Here is a 17557-nt window from a genome sequence, read left to right on the forward strand (position 1 = left end):
CCTGCGACCCACCGACACCTCCGGGGCAGCGCCGCTGCGGGCTAGCCCCGGAGGAAGGCGTGGATCGCCGAAGCGATGGCCGTTCCGAGCGGAATGGGAACGGCGTTGCCGATCTGCGTGGCGATCTCGGTCTTCGAACCGCACCAGCGGAACGTCGTGGGGAACCCCTGGATGCGGGCCGCCTCGTAGTGCGTGATCGGGCGCAGTGCGGTGGGGTGGAGATAACGCCCCTTCTCGGGCTTGAAGAACTCCGTCCGAATGGTCACGGACGGATCACCCATGCGAAGGCGGCCCATGACGTCACCGGTCCCGTTGTTGTGCCTGTCCCAGCTCTCCGTCGAGAGATAGGCGACCGGGGTCGTCACGCCGGGCGGATTCGGTTCGTCGAAGACCTGGACGTCTCCCGATTCCTCGACCGTGTACCACTTTCCACGCAGGTCCTTCCGATTCCCGCGCGGCGGAATGGCCTTGTAGCGGGCTATCGAAAGAGGCGCGGGGTTACGGCCGATGTGCAGTTCGGTCGTCCTGAATGTACCCGCGATCTTGGATTCGATCTCGGCGATGCGCTTCTCCCGGTTCGGGAGTTCGGTTCCCCGGATGGTGAGCATCTCTGATTCGTCGAAGACGCTGTCGACGGGAAGCCACTGGGAAATCGCGGCGTCGACCCCGTCGATGGTCTGCACGCCATTACCCTTGGTGTTCTTCGCCGGTCGCGTGTGCGTCGCGACCGGATACGTCATCCGGCGATCCTGGACAGCATCGCGTAGGACGCCGATGACAATGGCGCGCCTACGCGCCTGGACGGCTCCGTGGTTGGCCGAGTTCAGGACGTAGCGCTTGTTCCTCGCCTCTGCCGCTTCACCGACCTCGTGTCCGGGCGGGTCGACAAGCAGGTAATCTTCCAGTAGTCCGCCCTCGCCCACCTCACCGAGCAGGTTGAGGAACTCGTCGGACTTCACGAAACGCTCGACGTTCTCGATCACGAAAACCTTCGGGCGAATTGTGCGGACAACCCGCACGTATTCCTCCCAGAGACGGTTGCGTTCCGCGCCCTTCTTCTTCCGATTCAGGGCAGAGAAGCCCTGACAGGGCGGACCGCCGACCACCACGTCCACGTCGAGTTCGTCCGTCGCCGGCTTCCAGTCCTCGATCGGGCCGACGTGCACGCGGGCCTCGGGCAGACTCTTGTCGGACCGGCCGCTGCCAAAGTTCGCCGCGTACGTGGCAGCGGCAGCCCTGTTGTGCTCGACGGCCGCGATGCTGTGGAAGACGGGTTCCCCGCCCGTGGCTCCCTCGGGCCGGAATTCGTGGAACCCCTGTGTGAAGCCTCCACAGCCGGAGAAAAGGTCCACGACGGTGATCGGCTTGGAGGTGTGGGGACGGGGCTCGTGCATAGGAGTGATCCTAGTCGTGGAGAGCGGCTGCGATGGCACGCCCGACCGCGGCTGCGAGAGGCGGGGGCATCGCGTGCCCGATCTGTCGGTACCTGGACGTCTTGCCGCCGGAGAAGCGCCAGCCCTCCGGGAACGCCTGGATCAGGGCGGCCTGCTCCAGGGTCAGGCGCGGCGAGTCGCCCTCGGGGAAGTCCGCGTCCGGGGTGCTGTCCCCGAGGCTGGTGCCGTTGACCCGGAGGGCGGCCCATGCCTTCTTGCTTCCCGTCGGACCCAGGTCGGCGCCGCCCCGTCGCTCGGAACCACCGACGAGAGCGGGAGCGATCCGGTCGGCCTCCTTGATCCACTGCGCTGCCCCCGGCCAGCCGTCCCGGGACATGGACGGGCCGAGGACCTCACCGACTGTCGGCGGGACACCCTCGTACGGCTCGGGCCAGACGAAGCGGGCGTAATACTCCTCTCGCAGGGCGACGAGGAATCCGCTATTGCGATTCTGCGGCACACCGAAGTCCGCGGCGTTCAGCACCCGCCAACTCGGGTGGTAGCCCATGCTCCGCAGCCCGTTCTCGATCCACTGCCTCTCGTCGGCGAAGTTCGCGCCCTCCACCAGCTCTGGAAGATTTTCCAGCAGGATGGCCTTCGGCCTTATCCGGAGCGCCAGGTCGACGGCGGCCTTCAGGACGGTCCTCTCCTCGTTGTCCTCGGCACGGCCGACGGTGGCGGAGGACTTCACACGTGGTAGTCCGCCGCTCACGAGATCGACACCCAGGATTTCCGGCCGGTCGTGGGGCCGGAAGTGGCTCAGCTCCATGCAGATGACGTCCCAGGCCGGCCGGTTGAGGTCGATCGTGAAGCAGGCGTCGGCCTTGCTGTCGATCAGGACGACCGGGTCGAATCCGGCGCGCTCCAGACCAAGGGCCTGAGCGCCCGCGCCCGCACAGATTTCCACCGACGTGAAACGGCGAGCGGGATCGCCGACCCGCCGAGCCTGTCGGGGCAGGGCCGGCATAAGGGGCTCTGCCCATCCCGGCGGAGCGACTTCCTCGACGCGCCCGCGCAGGTCCGTCATGCCGTCCGGCCGCGGCCCGGCGACGCCTCGCTGGGCCTCGACTGACTCCATGGCCACACTGCGCAGTTCTTCGTCGAGGGCATCCTCCTCGACGCCGTCGAAGAGGACGAACGGTGCGAGTCGCAGCAGCCTCTTGAGGAAATCGCGCAGCGTCTCACGCTCGTTGAGCCCCGCGAGGTCGAGTTCGCTCCAGACACGCAGGATCGCCCGGACCAGGTGGGCGCTTCCGCCCAATGCCGCACGACGTGCGTAGATCTGATCGAACGCTGCCTCCCCGAGGATGTCGAGGGCGTCGTACGGCTCCGGACGGTCCGGGGAGTGGACGAGTTGTGCTCTCCACCACAGGCGCCCGAAGACGTGCCGGGTCAGGTCAGTACCCAAGACGCGGTCCCCGGGCGACTTCGGGTAGCGCCAGAAGGCGACATCGGGCAGTAGGACCAGGGCGAGGAAGGCCCAGACATCGGGCGAGGCCGCCTCGGCCGGCACCATGTCCATCTCTTTGTGCAGGAGGACGGCCACGCTCAGGTCGAAGTGCGCCCTGCGGGTCCGGTCGCTCTCGCCCGGGAACCCGGCCTGCTCCGCGAGAGCCACGACAAGGTCGCGCAGTTCCCTCAGGCGACCAGCGGGCACGCGGTCCCCTCCGGTGGCCACGTAGACCGACGCATCGTGGGCATCAGCCACCCGCCTGGTCAACTCCGGAGTCGTCAGCCGCCCATACTCCTCGAACAGGGGCTTGGCATGCGCAGAGAGCAGTCGGGGGTAGAGGAAACTCATCACGCGACCTCGAAGATTCTGACCGCCGCCTGGAGATCCGAGGCGAACAGCGCCGGCGACTGGAGTCGACGCAGTCGGACATCGGTGATCGACTGCCCCGGGAAGAGCCGGTCGAACAGACTCACCAGGGTCGCGCCCAGAGACCCCTCGGGGAAATCTGTCACGTCGGCGAAGTCGTCGTCGTTGAGACCGTGCTCGATCATCACGCGGGCCACGTCCGCGTACACGGCCGAGAGCACCACACGGTCGACCGGGCGAGGCTTGGCCGCATTCCGGAAGGCGGTGGTCGTCACCGCGTTACGCTCGTTCACGAGCAGCAACAGGGAGCCCATCGTGGCGCTCTCCAGGCTGCCGGTGATCTGCAGGTGCCAGGCGGCGCCCTCGGGAAACGACGTCCGGGCGAAATCGATCACGGCCATGGGGAACTGCGGCGCGTCACCTTGGAGCCGCACCGCCGCACGGTCGCTCCACAGCACCGACCCTGCGCGGCGCGGCGCGGCAGGCCGGGCGGTGTCGAGCCGGTCGGCCAAGAGGAGCGCGGTGTCGAGGCGGACCACACCACCCAGGTCCGCGCCACGGAGCCTTATGTCGAGCGGGATGGATACCACCCCGGAATCCATCAATCTCACCTGCCGCGCCGGCCCGCTCAGCCTGGACCCGGTCGCCGTCCACACCGCAGACAGCATGAGCGCCGCGTCGGCAGGTAGTCCTGACCGGGACCGGGCGAGGTCCAGGTCGACCCGCACCACCCTGCTCAGGTGCAGATCCATGCCGTAGTCCCAGTCCGGCAGGGCCTCGGGTAGCGGCAGCTCCCCGTCGTCGACCAACAGCCGCCAGCCTTCGGCTCCCACGGCGTCCTCGGGCGGGACACGGTAGGGAAGAACACGCCTGCTCACGGTCCCGTCACCGCCTCGACCCGTACGCCGATCTCGGTCATCGTGTCGGCCGCCGGCCGCACGAGGGCCCGCCAGAGACCTTCGCCGCCCTCGATCACACAATCCTCCGGCTCGTGGAAACGCCCTTCGCGGTTCTGCCACCCGACCAGCGTCGGCATGCTCGCCCCCATGGGCGGATCGGTCTCACGTGCCCCGGCCCCGGGGAGCACGACGGCCAGCTCGATCCGCACCCGCTGCCACCCCGAGGTCGGCAGGCGGAACTCCTGGACGAGCAGAGAGTCGTCACCGAGATCCTCGTAGTAGGGCTCACCGAGATACTCCACCCGAGGTCGCCGGCGCGATGTCGCCGGCGAGCCGTTCGTGGCGGGGAAGTCGGTCTGCGGCTCACCACCGAGTGCGGTCGAGGACGACGACGGACGAGGAGCTTCCTTCTCCGGCATCCTGCGCCGGGGAGTTGGAGTGGCCGTGCTGCCGGGTTTCCCGTAGTCGGTCGCCCCGCCGATCCCCCAGGCCCCTCCCACCAGCCCGGCGAAATGCGTGCTGGCCGCTCCCAGGGCAATGGAGCTCGCACCCGGCCGTACGACGCCCTGCAGGCTGAGGAGACCCTCCAGTGCCTCGTCGATGCGCGTGAACGTCGTCTTCACGAAGGTGCTCTCCGGATACGACAGCGACTGGGGATGCCATGCGTCGTGCGTGGGGGGCTCGGCCTTCGCGTACACCTCGTCCATGCTCTCGTCGGCGCGGAAGACCCCGGCGTAGCCCTGGTTCTCGCTCGGAGGCTTCGGCCCTCGTCGATACGTGACGACGAGTTCGGCGGGGCGCATCAAGCAGACGTGGTGGACGAGATCCTCGATGTCCATCAGGCGTGAAGCACGGGTCGGTTCCAGAGGCGGCAGGACCCGCTTCACCAGCCCGAGACGTCCCAGGTAGCGCCTGGGGCTCTTGCACTCCAAGCGGCTGCCGCCCGGTCCCGCCATGTTCTCGTAGGCGGCGACGAACAGGTTGAGAGGGCGCGTCTCCCGAGGGTCCGGCACCGACTGCGGAACGCCGTCGCAGGACACGGAGAATCGCATGGCCGGCGGCTCGCCCCCCACGGAGATCATCTTGGGCCAGAGGTGCCAGGCCAAGGAGTCGGCCAGGTAGGAGGCGGCCTCGGCGGGAGCGAGCCCGTCCAGGCCCGGGTCGACGACCACGATCGTCGTGCCGGTCTCCTCGGCGCCGAACGGCTTGAGGCCCAAGCGGTGTGCAACGGCCTCCGCTTCGTGGCCGACGAGCGGCTCAACGACCTCGCCCGAGGTGTCTCCCCACCAGTGCCGGCCCGTGTACCGGCGGCTCTCCCCGGGCTCGGCCCCCGTATAGCTCTTCCACAGGGTGCACCCGATCAGTCGCGTCTCGGCACCACCCTGCGGGGTCCGGCAGCGCGAGTACACCAGGACCGTACCGGGGCGCGAAAGGAGGAAGAAGATCCCCTTGCCGAAGCCGTACGTACCGCCGCCCAAGGGCGTGTCACGGGGCTCACCGATGTTGCGGATGAAGTTGACGAAGTCACGTTCGGGTCCCACTGCCGCGTCGGCACGAGTCGGCCCCCCGAGACCCCGGGTCCCTCGGTCGGACACGGCCATCACACGGATCGACCCCTGCTTGAGGGTGTCGCGCAGGGGGAACCGCTCAGTTCCGCCGGGCGCACCGTTCAGCAGCATCCGGCGCCAAGCCTCCGCGTGCGCGGGGCCGACCGTCCACAGATCGATCCCGTAGTCGATCGGTACCGAGGAGTTGACGGGACGCGCGTCCCAACTGTTCTGCGCCGACTCGCGCACCAGAATGGTGAGCAGGTCCAGTTCCGGACGCCCCAGCTGGTTACGGATCCCTTCGGCGGCGCTCGCGCCCTCCGGGGGGTAGGGCTGTGAGTACCAGGACGGCTGGGTCACGAGGCTCCCTGCAGCAGGCTCTCGACCGTCCGGGACACCTCGGACGGTTCCATGGGAAGAGGGCTCGCGCCCGACAGGTCGACGGTGTAGCTGACGTCCAGAACGGAGACCGGTATCCCGGCCGCGGTGAGTGCGTGCGAGGTCAGTCCCGGGAATTCCGGGCCGACCCGGTACCACCGCTCCTCGCGAACGACGAACCGCACGTCCTGGTAGTTGTCGGCGTCCGTGACGCGATAGCCGACGCGCGCCAAAGACTCGAGGAGGGCACTCTCGTCGTCGCAAAGACGAAGCAGCCGCTCGACGAGCTCGGGGATCGTTTCCCCGGCGGCAGGGCCGGCGGAGCGCCGCAAGCCCAGCCAGACCAGCGTCAGTGTCCCTGCCGTCGGTGCTTCGAGCTGGTCAAGGCCGTGTATCCGAGCCCGCCTGCCCTCGTCGGCCGTGCTCGCTTTCACCTCGACGGCAGCGGCCGCGCCCGAGAAGTCATGGCGATGGCCCTCGGGTCCGCACCAGAGGCGGTGCGCGCTGGGGTCAGCTTCCAGGAGGCGGTGCAGCACTTTGAGCTCGCCGAACAGCCCGGCGAGCTGTTCGGGGCCCAGGAGCGTGCCCTGCGCGCGGAAGAGGGCCTTCCATCGATCCAGTACGCGGTACAGCGCCTTGACCGGGTTCTCGGGCAGCTCCGCGGCGGCGCGCATGATGTCGATGCACAGTTCGGTGAACAGATCACCAAGGTCGTCGCGCCGGCAGGAAAGATCGGCGTAGTGCTGGTACGTCTCCTCGTCCTCCAGGGGCCGCTTGCGCAGCTGGAGACCGGGTCCGTCGAGACCGGAGCGCAGTCGCCTGTCGGACGGGATCGGAATCAGGATGTGGCGTCGGCCCTCGTAGTCCACTCCGACCGCGAGCGGCCCGTGAACCACGTCGACCGGGAGTCGGGCGACACGCAGACGCCGATCGCCCGAGGGCGTCTCGTCCTCCAGGCCGGACCAGCTCTGCTCCATGATCCGGCGGAAGGTCTCCTTGCTCACGCGTCCTCACCTTCGAGGAGGCTGAAATCCTCCTCCTCCAGCAGGCCCGCGGGAAGCTTGGCGGAGATGTACTTCTCCACCGTGCTGTCACCGTGCCGAGGTGCGGGGAAGACGAGCCCGACGCCGATCACGTGCTCCTCGGCCTGCAAGGCCGAACGCGACTGCTCCTTCGAGGGGTGCGGCTCGGAGTCCTTGTCGATCGGGTACAGCACGAGCAGGCCAGTGTCCGGGGCTTGGGCCCGGCGCAGGTCCATGATGCCCTTCTCGGTCAGCCGCGCCGTGTCCCCGGTCAGGTCGACGGCGGCATCTCGACGGCTCATGAGCGTCTTGATGTCCGCAGTGCCGTCCTTCCCACCCTTGCTCTTGAGTCGGGCACGCGTGATGCGCCCGACGGTCACGCCGGAGGTGAAGGTGAAGTCCCTCTCGCCGGCCGGATTACCGATGACAGCGATGCTCCACCGCCCCAGGGAACCGGCCCTGGAGACTCGCTTGCGGATGTAGTCGATGATCAGATCGCGGTCGTTCTCCGGGGAGTCCTCATGGAACTCGTAGCTCCCCAGGAAGTCGATGACGACGTCGTGCGGCACGTCACGGAAGACGTACCGACCGTCCTCCGGACGCTCATCGGCCCGGACGGAAGAAGCCACCGAGGCCTCCACCAGCGTGCGCGCGGCCTGGGTGTTCCGGCTCAGCCACGCGGCGTCCGTGTGGAAGTAGTGGGTCTGGACGCGCTTGCCTCCGTAGGAGGAGGCTGCAGTGACCGCGTCCCGCATCTTCGCGGCCGCGGTGACCCTCAGAGCCGGGTGTGTCCGCAGGCGCACGGCGAAGGTGAGGGGGTCCTCGCTCTCGGTCAAGTAGACGTCGATGTCACGTCGCATCTCGGTCTCCACCGTGGCAAGGTGGCGGAACCACTCGGCGAGTTCGTCCGTCATCCAGATCCTGGGCAGGTCCGCGTATCCGTTCCGGAAACCGAACCACCGACCCATCTGCAGCAGGGTGTCGTACGCCGAGACGGCACGGACGAAATAACTGACGGACAGTCCTTCGAGGGTGAGGCCGCGCGAGAGGGTGTTGCCTCCCACGGCGATGGCCACGACGGGACCGTTCTCGTAGTCGAGGCGGTCCTCGCTACTGGAGTTGTCCATGATGATCCGGCAGTCGTCCAGGACCGCCGGCAGCTTACCGAGCAGCTTCTCGAAGGGCACCGGCTTCTCGCCGAACTCCTCGGCCGGGACGTGTGCAGTCTCTTCTTCCCACAGCCGCCGCAGACGGGCGAGGCGTTCGGGGTCCGAGAGGGTTTGAGCCGCGCGGTCACGCAGATGCAGCAGAGGCCTTTTGAAGCTGTTGTGGACCGAGGTGTGGACGCTGGTGTGGATCAGCATCGTGTTGTGGGCGTTGCCCGTTCCACGCACGCGCCGGGCGGCCGTGACGAGCCAGAAGTACTCGACCGCGCGTCGTAGCGTGTCGGTGATCACCGGCTCGAAGCCCTCGACCTCGTCCCTCGTGGGGGGACGCACGCACGGCACGTCGTCCTTCGGAACGGAGCGGATCATGTCGTGTCCGTCATCGACCTCGTTCGGATCCTCTCCGTCGAGTGCGTAGCGACCGAAGAGGACCTCCGTGCCGAAGTGCCCCTTCGGCTTCGGCAGGTTGACCACGAAGTTCTGCGGGTACAGGTCGTGGCTGCTCGGGTCGATCAGCAGGTTCGCGAACGGGGAGGCCGTATAGCCCACGTAGGCGGACTTCGGCAGGGACTCCATGATGGACAGGATGAGCGGGTTGATCGACTTCGTCGCCACCGTGGCCTGGTCGGCCTCGTCGTCGATGATCAGCGCCGGACAGTCCTTGAGGTAGTCCGAGGCGCTCTTCAACCACCGGGACAGTTTGCGTAGCACTGTGGCGTTCTTCTTGACCACGCACAGCACGTGGGTCTTGTTGCTGTTGCCGAAGTAGGAGGCCGGGTTCTCCTGCGGGGTGAAGTCCTTGTCGAGCCCGGTCAACTGGGACCACTGCGAAGGGTTCGGCTCCACGAGCTGCTGCACAAGCCGTGCCTGGGTCTGCCGCCGAAGGCCGTTGTGGACGCCGGCGAGCACGATGAACAGCTTGTAGCCACGGTCCGCGGCCTTGGCCATCACCGAGGTGAAGCTGGTCGTCTTGCCCGACTGGACGTAACCGACGACGAGGCCCCTGGTCGAGAACTCCCGCTCCTTGGGGTGGTTGAGGAGGGAGGTGATGCGCGTGGAGGAGTCGTCGAGGCTCCGGATCGCAGGCTCCTGCGGCCAACCGTCCTTACGGAGCAGCTCTACGATCGCCGGCCAGCACTTGTCGCCCGTCTGCGGTCCTGTGTACCAGGTGTCACGGTTGCCCAGGACCACGGACTGCGGTTCCTCGAGCTCCCTGATCCGGACGGTCTGCTGCTCGTGCTGTTCGCGGATCCTTCGCATGATGTCCTGGCTGACACCGAACGCTTCGAGCCGCTTCACCGCTTCCGCTGGGGGGAACCGGTCGAGGAGGGCCACGAAGGTTTCGTAGTTGTCGTTGAAGTCATCGGCCATCGGCTCGACCGCCCCCGGTTCTCGTTCGTCGTGGCCGGTGGGGTCGACGTGACCCTTCTGCCTCCACGGTTGTGCACAGCGAACGACGCGGGCGCCCCGAGGAGCGCACACCGACGTGGCACCCTCATGCAACGTCACACAGTATTCAGCCGATACGTCCCGCGCACAGGCCAAAGGCCATGATCAGCCACGGCTCGGCAACCCCCACGCGCCGTCCCGCCGAGGCTTCCCAGGGGCAGCCGCTGTCAGAACCCCGACAAAACGTCACAGCGCTCACGAGTTCACCCACGGGACCACCTGGAACCCTGGACCAGCCGGCGGCCCCAGAGGCACGGCAAAACGTGCAACGTTGTCTGAAAAGACTCCAGCGCGGCGGTCGGAACACGCCAAAACCGCAGGCGCGATCAACTCCGCACCTGCGGCTCGCCGACCAACCAAGCTGCTAGTCGGATCGTTTCTGCACACACGAGGTGCAGTGGGGCGGGTGGGACTCGAACCCACGGCCGACGGATTATGAGTCCGCTGCTCTAACCGGCTGAGCTACCGCCCCTTCACGGCGTGGCGCGTACACGTGTGCGCGCCGTCTGCCGCAGCATAGCCGCTCATACGATCTCCTGCTCCGGATGCCTCGCATGATCGGCTTCGCCTGCTCAGAGAGACCGCGCCGAGTGCTGCCCGGTTCCGTGGACAGGGCAAAAAAGAAGAGGACCCACTGGGGGTCCTCGTTCTTTCTTGCTCCCCCGACTGGACTCGAACCAGTAACCTGCCGATTAACAGTCGGCTGCTCTGCCAATTGAGCTACAGGGGATTGCTGCGGTGCACCGAACAGCCCACCTCCGGCCTGTGCCGGGGGGCGAGTGTCCGTTGCGAGTCATAGATTAGCGCAAGCAGGGGGGTGCTCCGCCAATCGGTATCGCCAGCAGGCCGGGCACCACACGACGAAAGGTGACAGGCATGCGGTACAAGGTCACGTTCGTGGTCGGACTGGCCCTCGGGTACGTCCTCGGGACCCGGGCCGGACGCGAGCGGTACGAGCAGATGAAGAAGTCCGCCCGGGAGCTCGCGCAGAACCCCGCGGTGCGCAACGCCGCCGAAACCGCGGGCCAGAGCGGGCGGCAGTTCGCGGGCCGGGCCTTCGCCGCCGTGGGCGACAAGGTCGGCGACGCGGTGCCGGCCTCGCTGGCCGGGCGGGTACGCAGCCTGCGCGGCCGGGTCAGGGGCGGTACGGGCGAGGACGAGTGGGGTACGAGCAACACCTGACGGGACCCCATGCCGACCCGCGGTGACCGGCACTGACCGGCGCCGAAACCTCCGGGGCCCCCTGCGCGTCGGGGGCCCCGGAGGTTTCCGGGGCCCGAGGCGGCGGAAGTTCGCCGGGCGTGCGGCAGAATCTCCCGCATGGGGATAGTCGCCGGGCTGGACAGTTCTTCCGCCTTCACTCGCATAGTCGTCTGTGACACCGAGACGGGCGCCGTGCTGCGCCAGGGGTACGCCCCCCATCCGCAGCCCACAGGCGAGGCCGTCCCCCACGAAACCGATCCGCAGGCGTGGCTGCTCTCGCTCGGCGAGGCCGCGAGCGGCGGGCTCCTCGAAGGGGTCCAGGCCATCGGGGTCTCCGCGCAGCAGCACGGCCTGCTCCCCCTCGACGCGCAGGGCGGCCTCGTGCGCCCGGCGCTGGTCGGCAACGACAAGCGCGGGCAGGTCGCCGCCGCCGACCTCATCGAGCGGCTCGGCGGCCGGCAGGCCTGGGCCGAGGCCGTGGGCTCCGTCCCGCACTCCGCGCAGCCCGTCGCGAAGCTGGCCTGGCTGGCCCGCGCCGAGCCGGAGGCGGCCCGGCGGGCGGCCGTGCTGATGTCCGCGCACGACTGGCTGGTGTGGCAGCTGCTGGGCCGCCCGGCCCGGCGGACCACCGACCGGGGCGGCGCCTCCGGGACCGGGTACTGGTCGGCGGCCACCGGTTCGTGGCGCCCCGACCTGGTCGAGCTGGCGCTCGGGCACCGGGCGCTGCTGCCCGAGGTGCTCGGCCCGGCCGACGCCGCCGGGACCACGCCCGAGGGGCTGCTGATCTCCGCGGGTACCGGCGAGACCATGGCCGCCGCCCTCGGGCTGGGCCTCGGCCCCGGCGACGCGGTGGTCTCGCTGGGGGCCTCGGGGTCGGTGATGGCCGTGCACCACGAGGCGCTGTCGGAGCCGGGCGGTCTGATCACCTCCCTCGCCGACGCCGGTGGCATGCACCTGCCGGTGGTGAACACCTCCAACGCGGTACGGGCCCTGCGCGGCACCGCCGAGCTGCTGGGCACCGATCTGGAGGGGCTGAGCGCGCTCGCGCTGAAGTCGACACCGGGCGCGCACGGACTCGTACTCCTGCCGTACCTGGAGGGTGAGCGGACGCCGAACCTGCCGCACACCGCCGGGACCCTGTCCGGGCTGCGGCGGGACTCGATGAAGCCGGAACACCTGGCCCGGGCCTCCTTCGAGGGCATGCTGTGCGGGCTGGTGGACGCCCTCGACGTGCTGCGCAGCCGCGGGGTGGAGATCCGGCGGGTGTTCCTGCTGGGCGCGGCGGCCGAGCTGCCCGCCGTACAGGCCTTCGCGCCGGGGCTGTTCGGTACGCAGATCGTCGTACCGGCGCCGGCCGATTACGCGGCGCTGGGCGCGGCCCGCCAGGCGGCGTGGGCGCTCGGTGTGGCGCAGGGCACGCTGGCCCCGCACATCCCGCCGGTGTGGCCGGCTCCGGCGGCGCAGGTCTTCGAGCCGGACGAGGAGTTCCCGGCGTGGCAGGCGGTGCGCCAGCAGTACATCGCGACGCGGGAGCAGATCCACCCGGGCGCGTTCCAGCCGGGGGGGTTCTAGCCGGGCGCGTTCCAGCCGGGGCGCCGGTCCGGGTACGCCCCGAGACTTGGGACCCCGCGCGGGGCGACTACTCCTTTTGACCGGGCTTTGCGAAAAGCGTTGGGGTTCGGGGGCCCTGTTGGCCGAAGATGGATCGACCCCTCGATCTTGCCGACCGGAGCCTACGCGTGCTCATACGACTTCTGCGGACCCACCTGGGTCCGTACCGGAAACCGATCTCCGTGCTGGTCCTGCTGCAGCTGCTGCAGACCAGCGCGAGCCTCTACCTGCCCACGCTGAACGCGGACATCATTGACAACGGTGTCGTCAACGGCGACACGGGCTACATCCTGCGCTTCGGCGCCCTCATGCTCGGCGTCTCGCTCGTCCAGCTCATCTGCAACGCCGGCGCCGTCTACTTCGGCGCCCGCACCGCCGCGGCCCTCGGCCGGGACGTCCGGGCCGCCGTCTTCGACCGCGTGCAGAGCTTCTCCGCGCGCGAGCTCGGCCACTTCGGCGCTCCGTCGCTGATCACCCGTACGACGAACGACGTCCAGCAGGTCCAGATGCTGGTGCTGATGACCTTCACCCTGATGGTCTCGGCGCCGATCATGTGCGTCGGCGGCATCTTCATGGCGCTCTCGCTCGACGTGAAGCTGTCGAGCGTCCTCCTCGCCGTGGTGCCCGTCCTCGGTGTGTCCGTCGGCGCGATCGTCTTCCGCACGCGGCCCCTCTTCCGGCAGATGCAGGTCCGCCTGGACACCGTGAACCGGGTGCTGCGCGAGCAGATCACCGGCAACCGCGTGATCCGCGCCTTCATCCGCGACGGATACGAGAAGGACCGTTTCCGCGACGCGAACGCCGACCTCACCGGTGTCTCGCTGGCGGCCGGCAAGCTCCTCGCGCTGATGTTCCCCACCGTCATCGTGGTCGTGAACATCTCCAGCGTCGCCGTCATCTGGTTCGGCGCGATGCGCGTCGACAGCGGCGGCATGGAGATCGGCCAGCTGACGGCCTTCCTCGCCTACCTGCTCCAGATCGTCATGTCCGTGATGATGGCCACCTTCATGTTCATGATGGTGCCGCGCGCCGAGGTCTGCGCCGAGCGGATCCAGGAGGTCCTGGACACCGAGTCGAGCGTCGTCCCGCCCACCGATGCGGTGTACGAGCTCTCCCGGCACGGACAGCTGGAGCTGCGCGGCGCCGACTTCCGCTACCCGGGCGCCGAGGCCCCGGTGCTGCGCGGGGTGGACCTGACGGCCCGCGCCGGCGAGACCACCGCGGTGATCGGCTCCACCGGCAGCGGCAAGTCCACGCTGCTGGGCCTGGTCCCCCGGCTCTTCGACGCGACCGGCGGCGAGGTGCTCGTCGACGGGGTGGACGTACGCCGCCTCGACCCGGAGCTGCTCGCCAGAACGGTCGGCATGGTCCCGCAGAAGCCGTACCTCTTCTCCGGAACCGTCGCTTCCAACCTGCGCTACGGCCGCCCGGAGGCCACCGACGAAGAGCTGTGGCGCGCACTGGAAGTGGCGCAGGCCAAGGACTTCGTCTCCGAGCTGGAAGGCGGGCTCGACGCGCCCGTCTCGCAGGGCGGAACCAATGTCTCCGGCGGCCAGCGCCAGCGCCTCGCCATCGCCCGCACGCTCGTGCAGCGCCCGGAGATCTACCTCTTCGACGACTCCTTCTCGGCCCTGGACTACGCGACGGACGCGGCGCTGCGCGCGGCGCTCGCCCGCGAGACCGAGGACGCGACCGTGGTCATCGTGGCGCAGCGGGTGTCGACCATCCGCGACGCCGACCGGATCATCGTCCTCGACGAGGGCCAGGTGGTGGGCGAGGGACGCCACCACGAGCTGATGGCCGGCAATGAGACCTACCGGGAGATCGTGCTCTCCCAGCTGACGGAGGCGGAGGCCGCATGAGCGGGCCCGGAGGACGGATGATGATGGGGCCGGCCCAGCGGTCCATGGACTTCAAGGGTTCGGGGAAGCGGCTGCTGAGCCAGATCGCCGAGGACCGGATCAAGATCTGGGGCATGGTCGCCGCCGTCTTCGGCAGCGTCGCCTTCACGGTGATGGGGCCGAAGATCCTGGGCAAGGCCACCGACCTCGTCTTCGCGGGGATCGTGGGCCGTCAGATGCCCGCCGGGACCACCAAGGAGCAGGCGCTCCAGGGGTTGCGCGACAGGGGTCAGGGCGGGATGGCGGACATGTTGTCCGGCACCGACTTCACCCCCGGCAAGGGCATCGACTTCGGCGCCGTCGGGGTCGTGGCGATCTGGGCGCTCGTCGTGTTCACCCTGGCGGGCCTGCTGATGCTGGTGGCCACCAGGCTCTCGAACCACGTCATGAACGGCACCGTGTACCGGATGCGCGAGGAGCTGCAGGCGAAGCTGTCGCGGCTGCCGCTGTCGTACTTCGACCAGCAGAAGCGCGGCGAGGTGCTCAGCCGGGCCACGAACGACATCGACAACATCGGGCAGACGCTCCAGCAGACGATGGGGCAGCTGCTCAACTCGCTGCTGACGATCGTCGGCGTGCTGGCGATGATGTTCTGGATCTCGCCGCTGTTGGCGCTGGTCGCGCTGGTGTCCGTACCGGTCTCGATCTTCGTCGCGGCGAAGATCGGCAAGAAGTCGCAGCCGCAGTTCGTGGCGCAGTGGAAGTCCACGGGCGCGCTCAACGCGCACGTGGAGGAGATGTACTCGGGCCACACGCTGGTCAAGGTCTTCGGGCGGCAGAAGGAGTCCGCGGCCCTCTTCGCCGAGCAGAACGAGGCGCTGTTCCGTGCCTCTTTCAAGGCGCAGCTGGTCAGCGGCATCATGCAGCCGGTGATGCTGTTCATCTCGAACATCAACTACGTGCTGATCGCGGTCGTCGGCGGGCTGCGGGTCGCCTCGGGCACCCTGTCGATCGGTGACGTGCAGGCCTTCATCCAGTACTCGCGCCAGTTCTCGATGCCGCTGACCCAGGTCGCGTCGATGGCGAACCTGGTGCAGTCCGGCGTCGCCTCGGCGGAGCGTGTCTACGAGCTGCTGGACGCGGAGGAGCAGGAGCCGGACGCGGAGGTTCCGGAGCGTCCGCAGACCCTGCGCGGCCAGGTCACCCTCGACAAGGTGGCCTTCCGCTACGAGCCCGACAAGCCGCTCATCGAGAACCTCTCACTGAGCGTGGAGCCGGGCCAGACGGTCGCCATCGTCGGCCCGACGGGCGCCGGCAAGACCACGCTCGTCAACCTGCTGATGCGTTTCTACGAGGTCACGGGCGGCGAGATCGCCCTGGACGGGGTGGACATCGCGAAGATGACCCGCGAGGAACTGCGCGGCGGCATCGGCATGGTGCTCCAGGACACCTGGCTGTTCGGCGGCACCATCGCGCAGAACATCGCCTACGGTGCCTCGCGCGAGGTCACGCGCGCCGAGATCGAGGAGGCGGCGCGGGCCGCGCACGCGGACCGCTTCATCCGCACCCTGCCGGACGGCTACGACACCGTGCTGGACGACGAGGGCGCGGGCGTCAGCGCCGGCGAGAAGCAGCTGATCACCATCGCCCGGGCGTTCCTGTCGGACCCGGTGATCCTGGTGCTCGACGAGGCGACGAGCTCGGTGGACACCCGTACCGAGGTGCTGATCCAGAAGGCGATGGCGCGCCTCGCGCACGGCCGTACGTCCTTCGTGATCGCGCACCGGCTGTCCACCATCCGCGACGCGGACCTGATCCTGGTGATGGAGAACGGTTCGATCGTGGAGCAGGGCACGCACGAGGGGCTGCTGGACTCGGACGGCGCGTACGCGCGGCTGTACGCGGCGCAGTTCGCGCAGGCGGTGGCCGAGGTCGACTGACGGTTGCGTTGCATGGCAACGCATTGCACGGCGCAGGGGGTGCCCTCATCCGGGGGCACCCCTTCTCGTCTTCCCGTGCCGTCTCATCCGTCTCAGTCGAGATATCCCCGCAGCTGGTCGGCGAAGGCGTGATCGCGCAGCTTGTTGAGGGTCTTGGACTCGATCTGCCGGATCCGCTCGCGGGTCACGCCGAAGATCCGCCCGATCTCCTCCAGGGTGCGCGGCCGCCCGTCTGCGAGCCCGTACCGCAGCTGCACGACCTTGCGCTCGCGCTCGCCGAGGGTGGACAGCACGGCTTCCAGGTGCTCGCGCAGCAGGAAGAACGCGGCCGACTCCGCGGGTGAGGCGGCGTCCCCGTCCTCGATCAGGTCCCCGAGCGCGACGTCGTCCTCCTCGCCCACCGGCGCGTGGAGGGAGACGGGCTCCTGGGCGAGGCGCAGCACTTCGAGGACCCGCTCGGGGGTCAGCTCCAGGTGGATCGCGACCTCTTCGGCGGTGGGCTCGTATCCGCGCTCCTGCAGCATGCGGCGCTGGACGCGGACGACGCGGTTGATCAGCTCCACGACGTGGACCGGCACGCGGATGGTCCGGGCCTGGTCGGCGAGGGCCCGGGACATCGCCTGGCGGATCCACCAGGTGGCATAGGTGGAGAACTTGTAGCCGCGGGCGTAGTCGAACTTCTCAACGGCCCGGATGAGGCCGAGGTTCCCCTCCTGGACGAGGTCCAGCATGGTGAGTCCGCGGCCGACGTAGCGCTTCGCGACGGAGACGACGAGCCGCAGGTTCGACTCGATGAGGCGGCGCTTGGCCATCCGCCCCATGACGACGAGCTTGTCCAGGTCGAGCGTGAGTTGAAGGTCGAGGGCGGCCCCGCTGCCGAGCTTCTCCTCGGCGAACAGGCCGGCTTCCACGCGCCGCGCGAGCTCGACCTCCTCGACGGCGGTGAGCAGCGGGATCCTGCCTATCTCGCGCAGGTACTGCCGGAACAGGTCGGCGGAGGGTCCCGCCCCGCCCGCGCCGTCGGTGCCGCGTTTTCGCTGCGGCGGCACCTGCTGCTCGGTCAACTCCTGGACCTCGGGCTCCTCGTCCACGGCATCGGCCTCTGCCTCGGGCTCTTCGGCCAGGGCGGCGTCGGCGGGCGGGCTCGCGTTGACTGTCAGGATCTGGGTCTGCACGGGGGCGACCTCCAGGGCTCCGAGGACGGGGGCGGCGCCGCACCTCAGTGTGGGGTACGACACATCGCTGCCAC

The 17557-nt window shown here is 68.9% G+C and carries 11 protein-coding genes and 2 tRNA genes; 4 read left to right on the forward strand and 9 right to left on the reverse strand.

What is annotated here, in order from left to right:
* Positions 1 to 41: 41 nt before the first annotated feature.
* The 8 genes from ACFWBF_RS23180 to ACFWBF_RS23215 form a co-directional block, all read right to left on the reverse strand.
* Positions 42 to 1394 (reverse strand): DNA cytosine methyltransferase, encoded by a 1353-nt coding sequence (locus ACFWBF_RS23180; RefSeq protein WP_385605050.1) that lies wholly within the window; start codon positions 1392 to 1394, stop codon positions 42 to 44.
* A gap of 10 nt (positions 1395 to 1404) precedes the next feature.
* On the reverse strand, positions 1405 to 3090 hold the full coding sequence (locus ACFWBF_RS23185; protein WP_385605053.1) for a DUF6339 family protein: 1686 nt from the start codon (positions 3088 to 3090) through the stop codon (positions 1405 to 1407).
* Positions 3091 to 3233: 143 nt separating this feature from the next.
* Complete coding sequence (locus tag ACFWBF_RS23190; protein ID WP_385605056.1) at positions 3234 to 4130, reverse strand: hypothetical protein; 897 nt, start codon at positions 4128 to 4130, stop codon at positions 3234 to 3236.
* Positions 4127 to 6058, reverse strand: coding sequence for a hypothetical protein (locus ACFWBF_RS23195; RefSeq protein WP_385605059.1), 1932 nt, complete (start codon positions 6056 to 6058; stop codon positions 4127 to 4129). The genes ACFWBF_RS23190 and ACFWBF_RS23195 overlap by 4 nt, the downstream gene beginning before the upstream one ends.
* Positions 6055 to 7080: a PD-(D/E)XK motif protein gene (locus tag ACFWBF_RS23200; protein WP_385605062.1), complete on the reverse strand. Its 1026-nt coding sequence runs from the start codon at positions 7078 to 7080 to the stop codon at positions 6055 to 6057. Before ACFWBF_RS23200 ends, ACFWBF_RS23195 begins: the two co-directional genes overlap by 4 nt.
* Positions 7077 to 9635, reverse strand: coding sequence for a Z1 domain-containing protein (locus ACFWBF_RS23205; RefSeq protein WP_385605065.1), 2559 nt, complete (start codon positions 9633 to 9635; stop codon positions 7077 to 7079). Before ACFWBF_RS23205 ends, ACFWBF_RS23200 begins: the two co-directional genes overlap by 4 nt.
* A 476-nt stretch (positions 9636 to 10111) precedes the next feature.
* A tRNA-Ile gene (locus tag ACFWBF_RS23210) sits at positions 10112 to 10185 on the reverse strand.
* A 185-nt stretch (positions 10186 to 10370) separates the two neighbouring features.
* Positions 10371 to 10443 (reverse strand) — tRNA-Asn (locus ACFWBF_RS23215).
* 146 nt (positions 10444 to 10589) lie between these two features.
* On the opposite strand from ACFWBF_RS23215, the gene ACFWBF_RS23220 reads away from it, so the two are divergent.
* From ACFWBF_RS23220 to ACFWBF_RS23235, 4 genes are all read left to right on the forward strand, one after another.
* Positions 10590 to 10895, forward strand: coding sequence for a YtxH domain-containing protein (locus tag ACFWBF_RS23220; RefSeq protein ID WP_385605068.1), 306 nt, complete (start codon positions 10590 to 10592; stop codon positions 10893 to 10895).
* 138 nt (positions 10896 to 11033) lie between these two features.
* Positions 11034 to 12488: an FGGY family carbohydrate kinase gene (locus tag ACFWBF_RS23225; protein WP_385605071.1), complete on the forward strand. Its 1455-nt coding sequence runs from the start codon at positions 11034 to 11036 to the stop codon at positions 12486 to 12488.
* A gap of 167 nt (positions 12489 to 12655) precedes the next feature.
* Complete coding sequence (locus ACFWBF_RS23230; RefSeq protein WP_385605073.1) at positions 12656 to 14389, forward strand: ABC transporter ATP-binding protein; 1734 nt, start codon at positions 12656 to 12658, stop codon at positions 14387 to 14389.
* On the forward strand, positions 14386 to 16308 hold the full coding sequence (locus ACFWBF_RS23235) for an ABC transporter ATP-binding protein (protein ID WP_385605075.1): 1923 nt from the start codon (positions 14386 to 14388) through the stop codon (positions 16306 to 16308). The genes ACFWBF_RS23230 and ACFWBF_RS23235 overlap by 4 nt, the downstream gene beginning before the upstream one ends.
* 92 nt (positions 16309 to 16400) lie before the next feature.
* Here ACFWBF_RS23235 and ACFWBF_RS23240 read toward each other — a convergent pair whose 3' ends face one another.
* A complete protein-coding gene (locus tag ACFWBF_RS23240) occupies positions 16401 to 17546 on the reverse strand; it encodes an RNA polymerase sigma factor (protein ID WP_385605078.1) in 1146 nt (381 codons plus the stop codon).
* Positions 17547 to 17557 lie beyond the last annotated feature (11 nt).

The organism is Streptomyces sp. NPDC060028, assembly GCF_042736725.1.
In the GTDB taxonomy this organism is placed as follows: domain Bacteria; phylum Actinomycetota; class Actinomycetes; order Streptomycetales; family Streptomycetaceae; genus Streptomyces.